This window comes from Cytobacillus horneckiae (assembly GCF_002835735.1).
Taxonomy (GTDB): domain Bacteria; phylum Bacillota; class Bacilli; order Bacillales; family Cytobacillaceae; genus Cytobacillus; species Cytobacillus horneckiae.
The window spans coordinates 1-14,572 of the sequence record NZ_PISD01000004.1 but is presented as its reverse complement, the minus strand read 5'-3'; the positions used below and the strand labels follow the sequence as shown (position 1 = coordinate 14,572).

Here is a 14,572-nt window from a genome sequence, read left to right as displayed (position 1 = left end):
ACCCGGTCTGGACGAGGTGTACAGTCTTCAGCAGACAGTTTGAGTGACTTAGGTAACAGTAGTGCAAACGCCGGTAATAGCATTCGTGGGGCTAGTAATGCTGTAGATGATTTAGGAGCAAGTAGTACAAATGCAGGGCGTAGTCTGGACGGTGCCGACAGCGCAGTTGATGGACTTGGTGTGAGCAGTGAGCAAGCTGCACGAGGTGTGCAAGGTGCTGCAAGTAGTTTAGAGGGATTAAGTGACAGTGGAGTAGATGCGGGTCGAAACTTGGATGGAGCAGACCGAGCCATTGATGAGTTGGGTGGCAGTAGCGCACAAGCAGCGAGTGGAGTACAAGGAGTTTCTAATAGTTTAGATGATGTATCCACTAACGCTAACTCTGCGGCACACAACGTCAATGCGGCGAGTGACCAAGTAGAAAACGTAGGTCGCGAAACTAACAACGCTTCAGTTGGTATTAAGGAGTTAGCGATCTCTCTAGGATTGGTGGCATTAGCTTCAAAAGCGTTTGAAGTGCTTAAAGCATCTATGGACGCTGCGATATCTCGTTTTGATACACTTAATGCATTCCCGGTGATCATGGAGCAAGTCGGTTTTTCTGCGAAAGAATCACAAGCAGCGATAGATAAGCTGTCTACTGGTATAGACGGATTACCTACCACACTAGATACCGTAGCAGCCACTACTCAGCGTATTGCTACCATGACGAATGACCTTGATGGTGCAGTCAACGCAACACTTGCACTAAATAACGCTTTCATCGCATCTGGTTCAGATAGTGCTAATGCGGCTCGTGGTCTTGAGCAATATGTACAGATGTTAGCGAAAGGTGAAGTTGATTTACAGTCGTGGCGAACATTGCAGGAAACGATGGGGTTAGCGTTAAATGAGGTGGCCAAAGCGTTTGGTTTTGCTGGTGCATCTGCTCAAAATGACCTTTATTCTGCTTTGCAAGAGGGCACTATAACTTTTGACCAATTCAACGCGAAAATAATTGAATTAGATCAAGCTACTGGAGGATTTGCAGAACGTGCCAAGACATCAAGTAGTGGTATCGCTACATCTCTAGGAAATTTGCGAAATGCCGCAGCTAAAGGAATTGCAGATATCATAAAATCTTTCGATAAGTTATCTCAAAAGGTAACAGGGAAAGATATCGCCCAAAATATTGATAGTTTAAAAGCGATAATAAACCAATCCTTTAAAGTGATTGGCTCTGTTATAGAAAGTGCTACCCCGATTGTGCAAGCATTTGGTTCAGCAGTGGGTGCAACTCTCCCGGTAGTGAAAGCATTGTCTCCTGTATTAATTAGTTTGGCTGCTGCGTTTGCAGCGCAACTGATAATAAATAAGGTCGTTATTGCTGTAAAAGCTTCAAATACTGCAATGTTAACAGCGGCAGCATCACAACAGGCTTTAACATTGGCTACCCGTGCTCAAGTTGTAGCTCAAATAGCAAGCACAAGTGCAACTAGAGCAGATACATTGGCTACCATGGCTAATACTGGTGCTATTAGCTTAGGTTCCCTTGCTATTGGTGTACTGTCAGGAAAGATTAAATTGGCTACAGCAGCAAAAATTGCTTGGGCGGCAGCAACAAAATTAGTAATGGGACCGATAGGTTGGATTACTCTTGGTATCGGTGCATTGGTTGGCGCTGTTGTTGGACTTGTGAAATGGTTTAATAAAACGAGTGAAGAAGAAAAGAAACTCGCTGAGGAAACTGAAAAACTTGGTGAATCTGTAAATTCCTTAAATGAAGAAATTAATACTAACGCTGAAGCATACAAAAAGAATCAAACAGAGATTAATGCATCTGCAATGGCAAATGAGGAGCTAGCTAAGAAGATAGAAGACCTCGCTGGAAAAGAAAAGAAATCAGCTGCAGAAAAGGCGATGCTTAATTCCTATATCGAACAATTGAATGGTTCAATAGATGGGTTAAACCTTGCTTATAACGAAGAAGCAGGGGCATTAAGTATGTCATCAGAAGAGTTGCGAGCTAGGCTTGATTTAATGAAAGAAACAGAAGCTGGTATGGCGGCGCAAGAAAGACTAACCGAAATTATAGAAGAGCAAAATACAGCACAAATGAAACTTGATGAAATTAATGAAAAGCGCGAAGAATGGAATAGAAAATTAGAAGAAGGCGCTGTCAAGTCGGGTAAGTACAAAGACGAGGTAGCAAAGCTAGATGAGAAAGAATTGGCTTTAAAGGAAACTCTTGCATTATTAGCTAAACAATATGGTTTAACAGAAGAGCAAATCATTGCATCTGCTGAAAATGCTGCCTCAGCAGTCGAGGAAGGTAACTTAAGACAGATAACATCATATGAAGAATTAGGAGACCTTCACAAAGAAGTATTCGACAACATGAAAAATGCATATGACGAGTTAGTGGAAAATGCTACAAATGCATTTGATCGTATGAACGAGGAATCAAAGGTTTCTGCTGATGAGATGATAGCTAACTTAGAACACAATCAGAAAATGACGCAGCAATGGGGTGAAAACGTTGCTAAGTTGTATGATTGGGCAGGAAAAGAGGGTCATGAGGGCTTCTTGTCATGGTTAGAGACAATGGGGCCAGAGTCAGCAGCGGAATTAGCTGTCGTGTCTAATATGAGTGATAGCGAATTGAAAAAGTTTGCTGAGTTAATGGATAAAGGTGCTGAAGTAGCAGGAGATAGTTTTAAAACGTCATTAGGTAACGAATTTGACGAGGCCGTTGACGTAATGGTTAGTTTCGTAGATAACGGTTCATCGACATTAAGAGAACAAATTAAAAGCTCTGGTTTTGATGAAATCGGCAGCATGATCCCCAAAGGATTGGTAGAAGGAGTCGAAAAAAACTCTAAAGCAGTCGGTGCAGCTACAACAGCAATGGCTGAGGATTCAACGAACGCAGCTAAAAATGCATTAGAAATTAACAGTCCATCTAAAGTATTCCAAAGGATGGGTTCAGGAATTACAGAAGGTTTAGTATTAGGTATCAATCAAGGTAGTAATGCAGTTCTACAATCAGTTCAAAAGATGTTTAAATCTGTCCTAGAAAGCTCTGAAAGGAACTTTAAGCAAATTTCTAAAGGCCATGATGATTCAGTCAAGATTATAGAAAAGTCCCTTAAAAAGCTACCTAAAGTTACACAAGAAGCAATGAAAAGTATGCTCGATAGAATGAAATCGGGAGCAAACGATCAAACCAAAACAATGAGGATGTTAGCAGTTAATTTAATCACACCATTCAATAATACTAGAGGTCAATTTAATTCAGTCGGAAGAAATGCAATGGCAGGTTTAAATCAAGGTCTTTTAGCTGGTAGAGCCATGGTACTATCTACAGCCAGAAGTATTGCAAATAGCGTTGCAAGCACAATGAAGAGCGCGTTACGAATCCATTCTCCTTCTCGACGGATGAGGGATGATGTAGGTAAGATGATTCCAGCAGGGATAGCGTTAGGTATCAGAGAAAATGCAAAATCAGTTTATAAAGAACTGGATACCCTTTCTAAAGGAATGATATTAACATCAACTCCTGAACAAGCTTTAGGCACTTCGAGAATGGCAACTATAAATACAGGTGCTGCAGTATCGGCAATGAAAAATAATAACGATATTTTCAAAGGTATTTATGATGACTCCAAAGTCATCTCTCTACTAAAACAAATAGCTGATAAATCAGGTGATATTTTTTTAGCTGAGGATAAAGTTGGTTCTTTCGTTGATAAAAACCAAGGTTTACGTACATTTTTAGCTTCAAGGAGGGTGGCTTTTGATGAGTAGATTCGGCATTGCATTTAGGGGGAAACACTCATACAACGATTTTGGCTTAACTGTTGCATCTAAACATATAGGGACACCCTCTAAGATTAAGGTGAAAGAACGTATTCCTTACTCTAATAAGGTGTATGACTTTTCAAACCTTTATGGAGGACAAGAGTACGAAGAACGTAAACTAACATATGTTTTTAATATCCGAGATCAAGATAAAGCTAGATTTACTGCCATGAAAATAGAATTTCAAAATTGGCTAATGAGTACAGAAAGCCAAGATAAATTAATAGATGATGTAATAGAAGGATATTACTTTTTGGCAGAAGTTGAAGAAGGCCCTGATTTTAATGAGTTGAGATTCGGAGGCACTCTTACAGTTGTATTTACTGCTTATCCATTCATGATGGGTGAGTTGTTGGAAGGCAATGATATTTGGGACTCATTCAATTTCTTAACTGATTATGCTCAAATCACTGAGTACAACGTGAATGGGCTAATTAATACTACTCTATATAATCCAGGTGCAAACATGATAAATCCTATTGTTGTATCCAGTGCCGCAATGCAAATAGTGAAGAATGGTGTTTATTTTAATATTCCTGCTGGGGAATCAGAATCATTAGATTTTGCACTAAATCTTGGTGAAAATCCAATTAGAATCATAGGGAAAGGTAAAATCACTTTTTTATTCAGAAAGGAGGTTATTTAATGTACAAAGTAACATTAATTAATGGTAGAGATGAAACAGTAATCCATCATCCTTCTTTCAACAAAACAAAGATACAGAATGGAGTTATCAAACAGGGGATAAATCAGGTTGATTCTTTTAGTTTTTCCATTTTACCCAATAATCCCGGATATGATTTGATCCATCCCATGTCAACTTTAGTTGATGTATTTAATTTACAAACAAATAAATACGATTTCCGAGGACGGGTGCTTACTCCTACAAGCAAAATGAATGAAAATGGAGTATTTCACAAGTCCTTTTTATGTGAATCAAAAATGGGATATATGAATGATTCGGCACAACGACATGGTGAATATCACAATATGACACCAAGGAACTTTTTACAAGTGATTATAGATAATCACAATAAAGATGTGAGTAAGGATAAACAGATAAAGCTTGGTGAGGTTAATGTAACGAATAGTACTGACAATATATATCGGTATTTAGGTTATGATTCAACTCTTGATACTATATTCGATAAATTAGTAGATCGCTTAGGTGGAGAATTACGATTAAGGGACGAAACAGATGGTTTATATCTGGATTACTTAGAAAAGATTGGTTCTGCCAAGCCTACAGAAATTCGGTTGTCCAAGAATCTTAAAAGTATTGAATTAGAGGTTGACCCATCTCAAATTATTACTAGATTAATCCCTTTAGGTTCAACTATTGAATCAGAAGACGAAACTGCTACCGACGCAAGTCAGGCTAGAATCACTATTAAATCAGTCAACAATGGACTAGATTATATTGACGATACTGTAGCGATTAAGAAGTTTGGAATCTTTGCTAAAAGTCATGTTTGGGATGATATAAATAGCCCCACAATCCTTAAAACACGAGGTCAGCAGTTTTTATCATCTAACAATCGTGTCAGGATGCAGTACGTCATTACAGCGCTTGATTTATTCCTTATCGGTTTGGACACAGATCAATTTGAGGTTGGTAATGATTATCCTGTTATTAACCCGGTTATGGGGATAGATGACAGATTAAGGGTAGTTTCCAAAACAATTGATATTATTAATCCCAATCAAAATGATTTAGTCTTTGGTGATCGCTTGAAAAAAGCGTCAGATTATCAGAATGAGACGAACAAAACACAAGCGACCGTCGTTAATTTACAAAGTACAGTTGTGAATCAAACTCGTAAAATCGGTTCGTTAACAGTTGAACTTGAAACAACCAAAAAATCCTTACAACAAACACAAGAAAATATGAATAACTTTGAGGGTTCAACCATAGAGGGTATGGCAGCTATCACAGAAGCCATCTTAACAATAGATGATGCGATTAATAACCTGAATGAGATTGTTTCAGGTTTGCAAGGTGTCATCACAGTTGAAGAAAAACAACAGATGCAGGAAGCTATCGCAAAAAACGCATCAGATATCTCAGCAATGAATAATCAGATTATCGATTTAACTAATCGTGTAGTTAAACTTGAGGAAGGAGGCGGCGAAATTGGCTGAAATACAAAACCATATCAATGAGATTAAAACAGCGATTTATGGAAGAAAAGTTCGCGGCTCGCTCGCTGATGGTCTGGAAGCTGTAAACAAGGAAACGGTTGAAACCACAACATTATCAAAGAGTACTCAAAAGCAACAAGAAATCCTTGAGAAAAAGTATAATGAACAGATTGCAAATGCGACTGATATTACTGAAATTAAAGACTTTCATGTATCAGGAGTAACTGGGGAAGTATTCCAAACAATGGGTAAGCGTGCAGATGCAATGGACGTGAAGTTGTCACAGAATATGAATAAAGTCGGTATCTCTTATGAAGAGTTTGGGGCAGCCTTAGACGGTGAGACTGATGATACAGAATCTATTCGAGCTGCACATGAGTTTGCCAATCAATACGGGTTACCTGTTATTCAGAGGAATTCAATATTTGTTTTAAATGGTGAGATTGAAGTAAAAACGGATGTGGATTTATCCGGAAGTACTTTGATTACAACAATACAAGATCCAGCACCAATTGAATTTAATAGAACTAGTTACCTGTATTCAATTACAGGTGAACCATCTGTTGAAATAACGGACCAATTAGATCAAACCGAATTCGTAAAAGGCGCGGTTAGCATTCCGAGTTTATCCCAGTTTAATAACGGCAGCATTGTCATTAAAACCTTGGATGTCGACCTAATGCGAAATGATTCTGGTAACATGCAGCAAGTTAATAAAAGCGAAAGTAACGCCATATCAGAAGATGAGGGAACTCTTGCGTATCCTTTGACAAAGGATTATAGCACTTCAACGGGATTCCGTGTGTTGTACAAGCCGTTTCAGGAGCAATTAACTTTTAAAATGCCGAAGGTAGTTCTAAAGGGCGCAAAACTATATTCCATCATAAAATCAGATAGAAATAACGTGGAATTAACAAATGGTTTAATTGTGGAAAAAGAAGCCTCACCAACTATTTCACCACTATATACAATTGCTGAATTTATTGAGTCACATAATGTAAAAATCTCAAATGTCTTTTGTCCTGCCATTGGTCGTAATTACCTGTCTGGACAAAATGGTTTGGGTTATTTGTTCTTGTTCACACGATCAAGCAAGATTCATGTAGATAGAGTTTCTCAGCTTTATGGATGGAGTGGTATCAACGGGAACTGGTTTAGGGATATGATAATAACAAATAGTAATGTTCTAAGTATTTCAGGGCATGCCAACGCTTATGACCTAACTATGAGGGATTGTACTATCTATAAGTCTATTACTATACATGGTGGCGGTATTTTAGATGTTGATAACTGTGTATTTCTAGGTAAAAATAGTCCTGTTGCCATAACCACACGCACAGATTATGCTTCCGAGTTTGAGGGCTTAATTCGCGTTAGAAACTGCACTTCTATACATTCTCTATATCTAGTGCAAATTCACACAGTTGATTATAATTGTGGCCGTAAGGTTTATTTACCTGATGTTGAAATTAGCAACTGTCATATGAAGAATCCAGATCATCAAGGTACCTACTTGTTCACATGGCGAGGATTTACCGGAGATTATGACGCCACGCTGCCAAACATAAAAATAAATGATTACAGCACGGGTGTAAAAGATGCAAGACACAAAACGTTGTATTTACCTGAGAAGATTTCCAACCAGGCATTAAGCGGTGCCATAAATATTGAGGTGAACGGTGCGAAGATACCAAATACTACATTTGATTCAAATCTGTTTGATAGTAATTTAGCTAATATCCAGTTACCTCACATTGCTAATAATAACGTTGAGATTAACCTGAAAATAAGAAACTCACTTGCGAATTTCAGTCTCTTTGGAACGTCAAATATCAATATCAAGTGTGATGATTGTGATATTTACGCAATAAGAACTGGCACTAAAGATGCGACCTCTGTCACTCAAAATGGGGATCTATTGAATATTGAAATTAACAACAGTGTTATTCACCGAGGTTTTTGTGATTTTCAAGCATATGGCGCTGCCAATCGAATTAACTTGTCCATAGTTAGCAGCAAGTATTTAAAGTACTTTGACCGAAACGGTGAAACGGACGGGACAGTCGGCTCATTCCTTGTAGACTTGATTAAATACGCTAGAAATAATAAGGCTGAACCCACTAGCATACTTCCAAGCACAGGCTCCGGAAAACTTTTTAACTATACAAATGATAGTTATTGGAAACAATCAACCGATACCGGAGTCTACAAAATGAATCTATCTAATGTGATGGATAATGCTCAGATGGAATATTACAAGTTCGATGGTGTAAATGCAATTTCAATAGGGTACACGAAAATCAACTCTTCAATAGCGGCATATGGAAAGCTCAGAATCGCAACCCTACCTGAAGGATATCGACCTAAAACACGTATTAGTCTGCCGTTAACAGCGGATAATGGCAAATTTACAGCATTACTAGAAATCCTTTCAACTGGTGAAGTTAATTTATATTCTCGACAGGGTGAGGAAATCCCTGGAGGTTCATCTTTTTACGCGTATGGTACTTATATTTAAGTCCATGCACGTTTTTTATTGATTTCAATAAAAGGAGGGGAATACGTATGGCGTTACAAATTAGTACAAGTGTTGAAGTATACGGAACGCAATTAATGTTTGTAAATTCTTATCATCAAATTGATTTAATTAACGGTAATAAAGAAGGTTTAAGTATGACCGTATCAGTTTATGATAATCACTTGAAAGGAAATCTTATCGAACAAAGGAGTTATTCTTTTGTACCTAGTGTAGCTATCGACGCATTGAATTTTATAGCTCAAGGTTATATTTATTTAAAGGCACAACCTGAGTATGCAGGGGCAGTTGATATTATAGAAGAAGGAATAACAGCTTAATAAGTATGCGGTGGCGGAAAAGGTAGACGCAGTTACCCTTAGGGAACGTGTGCCACAGTAGAGAGGCCTGTGGTTAAATGAGGCGTAAAAGAGGAACTAGCAGCACATACAGGGTGCAAATCCCTGTCCGCAATATCTTGAGGGGGGTAAATAGCATGTGGTTTAAAAATAAAGAATCCAGACAAGATGAGTTAAAAGAATTTGTTAGTAAACTTCTTTATCTTGAAAGAAAATACAATATGAAAATGATTGGGAATGGCGAAGATGCGGTTGTACAGGATTTATATAACGGGGAAATTTATAATTATGAACAAAAGAACAAAATTAAGGATGCACACAATCATTTAAAATGGTTGAGTAAATTGAAAACAGGACAAAAAGAGAATGTACCAAAGGATATTATAAAAGACAGAAAAATGTATTAAAGCCTTATAGGGCTTTTTTATTTTGGTCTTAGGGGAGAGTGCCATGGAGGTAAATAACTTGGATATTTGGCAACAGAAGATTCAAAGTGACATTGAAAAAATAAAAGAAAAAGACGAGAAACAGGATGCTGAAATTGCGCTTTTAACTAAAAGAACTGACTTTCATGAAAGAGACATCAAAGATATTAAGAGCGATTTAACAGAAATTAAAGATGACACTAAATGGTTACGGCGATCGATTACAAACGCGCTTATTGTTGCGATAATCGGTGGAGCTGTAGCCATTTTTTATGCAGCAATTAAATTTGGAGGATGATAAAAATGAAAATGGATAAGGGTACAGTAATTAGAACCGCAGTATTATTAGTAGCGTTAGTTAATCAATTCTTAGTAGCAACAGGTTTGAATCCAATTCCAGGTAGTGAGCAACTATGGGGTGAAGTAGTGAGTACCATCTTTACAGGTGCCGCAGCAACTTGGGCTTGGTTTAAGAATAACTATATTACTGCCATAGGAAAAAGACAAAGAGCAACATTAAGAATGCAAAAATTGACTAAGTAGGCTGTCCACTAGGGCGGCCTTTTCTACTGTCTATAAAGGGGGTGGTTTCCATGTGAATTTAGTTAAAGTGTACAAACGTTACTTTTTCCATTGGAATACTTATATATTAAAGGAGAGGTTTTATTATGGTAAAAATTTATATTGATCCAGGTCATGGCGGTACCGATCCAGGTGCGGTAGGTAATGGATTACAGGAGAAAGCATTAACATTGCAGATAGCTACAAGAGTACGTGATTTGTTAAGAAATTATAGTAATGCTGATGTTCGTATGAGTCGCACAGGAGATCAAACTGTATCACTTGCACAAAGAACGAATGATGCTAATGCGTGGGGAGCTGATTTCTTTCTATCTATCCACATCAACGCTGGCGGCGGTACAGGCTATGAGGACTTTATTTATCCGGGGTTAGGTGCACCAACAACCACTTATCAAAACTATATTCATGAAGAGATTTTAAAGGTTGTAGATTTTCGTGATCGCGGCAAGAAGCAAGCTAATTTCCATGTGCTCAGGGAGACAAGAATGCCAGCTATTCTTACAGAGAATGGTTTCATTGATACTGTAGTTGATGCGAACAAATTAAAACAGTCTTCATTCCTGCAAGCTATTGCTCAAGGTCATGTGAACGGATTAGTCCGTGCATTTAATTTAACTCCATCTGGCGGAGCAGTTTACCATACTGTAGTTTCTGGTGATACGGTTTATGCGTTGTCCCGCAGATATGGCAGCACGATTCAACAAATCCGTAGCTGGAATGGGTTGGATGCCAACTATACAATTCGTGTTGGACAAGTTTTAAGGGTAATGTAATAAAAAGAAGCCCTTCATTTGAGGGGCTTTTTGCTTTCAAAAAAGAATCTGATTTCATCTAATGTTATCCCTAGTTTCTTTGCCTCAATAATCAACTTTAACCATTCTGCGTCCAGTTTAATAAGAATTCATTCCTTTCCACGTCATCGATTTATAAAAAAATACGGGTAAAAAGACCTATTTATTAAAACATATTGTAAAATTTTTCATCTTTTTAGTGTTAAATATATACAAAATGTTCTACTATGTAATTAGTAGTTATAAAATAATCTGAAAATTTAAATATAAAGAGGGGTTGTTATGAGCTACAGTAAAGTTTTTAAATATAATGAAAAAGGAACAAATATTCCTGCTCTTGTACCTTATAACCCAGAAAAAGAAACCTATTATGAATTAATTAAGAAAAGTAGAAAAAAAGGGCTGCGCCAAATAATTATCAATTCAGAAATAATGACAGAGTTGATGTATAATACTTTATCTCATGAAGGTTTAATCTTGGATATAAACCTAAGTGACAACACTGATAAAATATCTAAAGATAATGTTGAAAGTATCCTTCATGCTATTCGTAAAAATAAGTTAAATTTTATTAAATTAAGAGAAGAATTGGATTGGGCTATTGAAAGAGAGTCAATTGATATAAGCAATATAATCATTTATATAGATAATATAAAATTAGAGATTAAATCAAATGGAATAATAATTGGGGAAATTAACAATTATTTTTTTGACAAAGTTATGAAACCCACACTGGAGAATTACTTAAATGGTTAATAGAAAAAGAAAGCTCCTTGAGGAAATTGGTAAGTATTCTCGTAGTTTTATTGTAATAGCTATATCGTTGATGCTTATTGCAAAAAATGTTTCGTTCGGTGGAATTATAAATTTAAGTGAGAATGTTCGAGTAATTTGGGCGATAGATATGGCAATTTACACATTAATTATTAATATTTGCTTATCTATCGCCATGTATTATTTTAATTTAAGAAGACTCGATCTAGAAGTTGTAATAAAAAATGTGGATGATGATATAGATGAGATGAAAATTGGAGAAGATCCAAGGACAATAAAAATGTCTATTAAGATTAAAGGCCCCTACAAAAAGTTGCCAGCCAAATTATATGTTTCCTTTCCATCCTGGATTGATCCTCAAAGTAAATCAATTTATTTTATGGAATTTAATGAGGAAAAAAATACATATAAGATTGACATAGAACAACTAATACCCCAAAAAAGAGATTTTATTTCTTTAGAGAGGTCGATTACTTTTAATATAGCAAGTAATGATGATGAGAAAAATACTGATTACGTTATAGCTCAGTTAGATGTTAGTAGATGGAAGAAATTTTTTACTATTGATTTTTTCAATAATGGTATAAACATAACAAGGAAGTGAATTTAAAGATGGCGTTATCTCGATGGACTGATAATTCAGATAGGTCAATGGATGATATCATGGCTAATGTAATGAATTATCGTGAATGGATCCAAGAAGATAAAGATCCTTATAATAATCAACCATTAGAATATAGTGTTAATATAACTTTTGAAGAAAATAAGAGCATTAATTTAAATGACATAGAAATAACATATAATTTTATAAATTATAGTTATGAAAGAGTACGTGCTGGAGAAGAGAATAACCCAATGAGGTCAAACAGAATTTACTCTATAGATGGTTATATAGTAATTTTCACCGATGGAGTAATTACGCAATATATTACTAATCGTTCTTCTAACGATGTTACAAAAACTATATTAAGAAAGATAAACAATTATAGTAAGAGATTGGAGATTACACCCAACCCAATTACTTTAGTTGATGATTTTTTTATTTGGATGATTTATAAAGTTCTAAACCATGGTAATCAATCACTGGAAGAAGAATCACGTTTATTAATCAAGAGTATCATTGGGTTCAAGGGTGAAACAAAAGATCGACTAGCAGAAGTAAAAGGTTCTGGTAATAGAATATTGAATCTTCTGAGTACACTTTCATTTTTATTTGAAAATGAAGATTTGACCCAAATAAATACTAGGATTGAGTATAATAATGAAACTATAGATTATAAATTAGATTTATTTGGTAATGTGGATATAGATTTTAAAAGTTATACAGGTGAATACATGTTCATGATGGACGTACAAGAAGAAGAAATGAAATCTAAAGTAATTTTAATGACGTTTTTGGAAGTTTTACCAAAAATACTCACTTCTTACGGAAACGATAAAGAAAGTGAAGAATGGACAAATGATAGCAGATCTACCTTTTTTTCTGAAATAGGACGAGTAATCAGTGCTAAAATAGCAGAAAAAATCGAGAATCAAATGGCAAAATAAAAATAATATAAACCTAAACTTATCCCCTTTTTAAGAAAAAGGGGCTTTCGTAATTTTAAGTTTTTTTATCCTTGTAATGAAGTATATCTTTAGGTTTCATTCAGTCTTCTTTATTCAAATAAAAATCCAACAATTCCTCACATTTATTTCTAAGCCGAGGATTAAAGTAATTATGCTGTTCCTCAAATCCCTTATACAGAAATGAAAACATCGTAAAAGTATCATCACGGCTAACTTGGTGAACCTTCATATTCCCTTTTCTCATTTTATCTCTTACTTCTTTTAGGTCCCGTTGTACCTTCTTAAGTGTATTTTCCACAAGCGTAATATAAGGACGATTAATTTTAAAGGGTGCCTTCTCAATAATCTGCAAATCACGTTCAAGAATAATGACAATCATGGGCAAGTATATGGCCTGTTCAATTAGATCGCGATCATTTTCAGGTATCCTAGTCATGGGGTCATATCCTTTCTGCAGCAATTATCTTATCGATATGTATACATTTCATTTCATAATCATTTTGTATTTCTATTCTAATTTCTTTCTTTATCATATCCAAGTTATCAACGATTACAGTCATATGATTAGTAAAACCATTTTCCCAAGTGGATATCTTAATGGGCTGAGTGTAATCAAGAGATTCCATAATGACAATTTGTATCTCTTCCAGTTGTTGTTCATCGAGTTGCGGCTTAGATGTTTTGTTAGCATCAATTTGAATATCATTAAGCAACTTCACATGTTCCGGCATAAAAAACGCGCTCTGCCATTTCATTTTCCCGCGGTCACGAATCATATTCCCATCTCCTTTCTTAATATTATATGCAAACATTTGTTCTTTTATCAATTGAAATCGAACAAAAGTTCGTATATAATTTATGGAAAGGGGGCTTATCGATGAAAGGATTACTTACACGAGCTGCGGTCAGTGGAGAAGAGTTAGAAATGATTTATCTAGATAACAAGGGAAATATTAGTCAGCGAAGAATTAAAGTCTTATCAGTTTATGATGAATCGTTCCGTACCTATTGTTATGTCAGACGGCAGCAACGCACTTTTAAAATTTGTAATGTTTTATCGATGGGTCCAGTGAGAAGTGTAAGGAGAGGAGCTTAACCATGGGAGTAAAAATGCAGAAGAAATCAAAGCCGCAAAGACCAAAAAGAGATGAATTTGAAATAGAGGAATTAGGAAATGCAGTAGTTGAAGCCTACAATGAAAAGTATGAAGTTTCATTAACTTTATGGCAAAGAGAGCCTATCCAGGGTAGAATTGTTAAGCTGGATGGACAAACTCAATTGATACATATAGAAAGTGGTTATGAAACGATAAAGGTTAAATTTATTGATATTCTGTCAATTCAAAGTGCTCCTCAATAAAGAGGGCGCTTTTTTATTTAATTACTTATCAATAAGGTTTTGAAGATGCTAAGCAAGAGGGGATTGCTATATAAAATTGACCTACTTTTGACCATTTTTTAAATACATTTAGAGATAGTTCAGTATAGAAATTTCCGAGTTTCTTCTATATATAATGGTTTTATAAATATAGAAATAATTAAGTATAGGTGTGACATGAAAGAACGTAAAAAATAC

17 protein-coding genes are annotated in these 14,572 nt (G+C 35.8%); 14 read left to right on the top strand and 3 right to left on the bottom strand.

Features of this window, described 5'->3' with window-relative positions:
• Window positions 1–39: 39 nt before the first annotated feature.
• The 9 genes from CWS20_RS01135 (at window position 40) to CWS20_RS01095 (ending at window position 10,636) form a co-directional block, all read left to right on the top strand.
• Window positions 40–3,786: a tape measure protein gene (locus CWS20_RS01135; RefSeq protein ID WP_142385358.1), complete on the top strand. Its 3,747-nt coding sequence runs from the start codon at window positions 40–42 to the stop codon at window positions 3,784–3,786.
• A complete protein-coding gene (locus CWS20_RS01130; RefSeq protein ID WP_142385357.1) occupies window positions 3,776–4,486 on the top strand; it encodes a phage tail family protein in 711 nt (236 codons plus the stop codon). The genes CWS20_RS01135 and CWS20_RS01130 overlap by 11 nt, the downstream gene beginning before the upstream one ends.
• Window positions 4,486–5,982 carry a phage tail protein gene (locus CWS20_RS01125; protein ID WP_066192316.1) on the top strand — a complete coding sequence of 499 codons (1,497 nt, stop codon included), beginning with the start codon at window positions 4,486–4,488 and terminating at the stop codon, window positions 5,980–5,982. The genes CWS20_RS01130 and CWS20_RS01125 overlap by 1 nt, the downstream gene beginning before the upstream one ends.
• A complete protein-coding gene (locus tag CWS20_RS01120) occupies window positions 5,975–8,500 on the top strand; it encodes a hypothetical protein (protein WP_066192318.1) in 2,526 nt (841 codons plus the stop codon). Before CWS20_RS01125 ends, CWS20_RS01120 begins: the two co-directional genes overlap by 8 nt.
• A 47-nt stretch (window positions 8,501–8,547) precedes the next feature.
• A complete protein-coding gene (locus CWS20_RS01115; protein WP_066192320.1) occupies window positions 8,548–8,838 on the top strand; it encodes a hypothetical protein in 291 nt (96 codons plus the stop codon).
• Between the two features lie 155 nt (window positions 8,839–8,993).
• Window positions 8,994–9,263 carry a hypothetical protein gene (locus CWS20_RS01110; protein WP_066192322.1) on the top strand — a complete coding sequence of 90 codons (270 nt, stop codon included), beginning with the start codon at window positions 8,994–8,996 and terminating at the stop codon, window positions 9,261–9,263.
• Window positions 9,264–9,306: 43 nt separating this feature from the next.
• Entirely contained in the window at window positions 9,307–9,579 is a 273-nt protein-coding gene (locus CWS20_RS01105; RefSeq protein ID WP_066192324.1) for a hypothetical protein, read from the top strand.
• 11 nt (window positions 9,580–9,590) lie between these two features.
• Window positions 9,591–9,824, top strand: a complete 234-nt coding sequence (locus CWS20_RS01100; RefSeq protein ID WP_066194177.1) for a phage holin — start codon at window positions 9,591–9,593, stop codon at window positions 9,822–9,824.
• 125 nt (window positions 9,825–9,949) lie between these two features.
• Window positions 9,950–10,636, top strand: a complete 687-nt coding sequence (locus tag CWS20_RS01095) for an N-acetylmuramoyl-L-alanine amidase family protein (RefSeq protein ID WP_066192326.1) — start codon at window positions 9,950–9,952, stop codon at window positions 10,634–10,636.
• A gap of 14 nt (window positions 10,637–10,650) precedes the next feature.
• Here CWS20_RS01095 and sinI read toward each other — a convergent pair whose 3' ends face one another.
• On the bottom strand, window positions 10,651–10,752 hold the full coding sequence (gene sinI / locus CWS20_RS01090) for a DNA-binding anti-repressor SinI (RefSeq protein ID WP_328153042.1): 102 nt from the start codon (window positions 10,750–10,752) through the stop codon (window positions 10,651–10,653).
• Between the two features lie 184 nt (window positions 10,753–10,936).
• Between sinI and CWS20_RS01085 the strand changes: the two genes are divergently transcribed.
• From CWS20_RS01085 to CWS20_RS01075, 3 genes are read left to right on the top strand one after another with little or no spacing between them, the layout of a single operon-like run.
• Window positions 10,937–11,410, top strand: a complete 474-nt coding sequence (locus CWS20_RS01085; RefSeq protein ID WP_066192328.1) for a hypothetical protein — start codon at window positions 10,937–10,939, stop codon at window positions 11,408–11,410.
• Entirely contained in the window at window positions 11,403–12,032 is a 630-nt protein-coding gene (locus tag CWS20_RS01080) for a hypothetical protein (RefSeq protein WP_066192330.1), read from the top strand. Before CWS20_RS01085 ends, CWS20_RS01080 begins: the two co-directional genes overlap by 8 nt.
• An 8-nt stretch (window positions 12,033–12,040) precedes the next feature.
• A complete protein-coding gene (locus CWS20_RS01075) occupies window positions 12,041–12,976 on the top strand; it encodes a hypothetical protein (protein ID WP_066192332.1) in 936 nt (311 codons plus the stop codon).
• Window positions 12,977–13,076: 100 nt separating this feature from the next.
• Here CWS20_RS01075 and CWS20_RS01070 read toward each other — a convergent pair whose 3' ends face one another.
• Together CWS20_RS01070 and CWS20_RS01065 are read right to left on the bottom strand one after the other, a co-directional pair.
• Entirely contained in the window at window positions 13,077–13,433 is a 357-nt protein-coding gene (locus CWS20_RS01070) for a YhjD family protein (RefSeq protein WP_066192334.1), read from the bottom strand.
• A gap of 4 nt (window positions 13,434–13,437) precedes the next feature.
• Window positions 13,438–13,773: a YolD-like family protein gene (locus tag CWS20_RS01065; RefSeq protein ID WP_066192336.1), complete on the bottom strand. Its 336-nt coding sequence runs from the start codon at window positions 13,771–13,773 to the stop codon at window positions 13,438–13,440.
• A 101-nt stretch (window positions 13,774–13,874) separates the two neighbouring features.
• On the opposite strand from CWS20_RS01065, the gene CWS20_RS01060 reads away from it, so the two are divergent.
• Window positions 13,875–14,093 (top strand): hypothetical protein, encoded by a 219-nt coding sequence (locus CWS20_RS01060; RefSeq protein ID WP_066192340.1) that lies wholly within the window; start codon window positions 13,875–13,877, stop codon window positions 14,091–14,093.
• A gap of 2 nt (window positions 14,094–14,095) precedes the next feature.
• Window positions 14,096–14,356 (top strand): YolD-like family protein, encoded by a 261-nt coding sequence (locus tag CWS20_RS01055; RefSeq protein WP_241504121.1) that lies wholly within the window; start codon window positions 14,096–14,098, stop codon window positions 14,354–14,356.
• Window positions 14,357–14,572 lie beyond the last annotated feature (216 nt).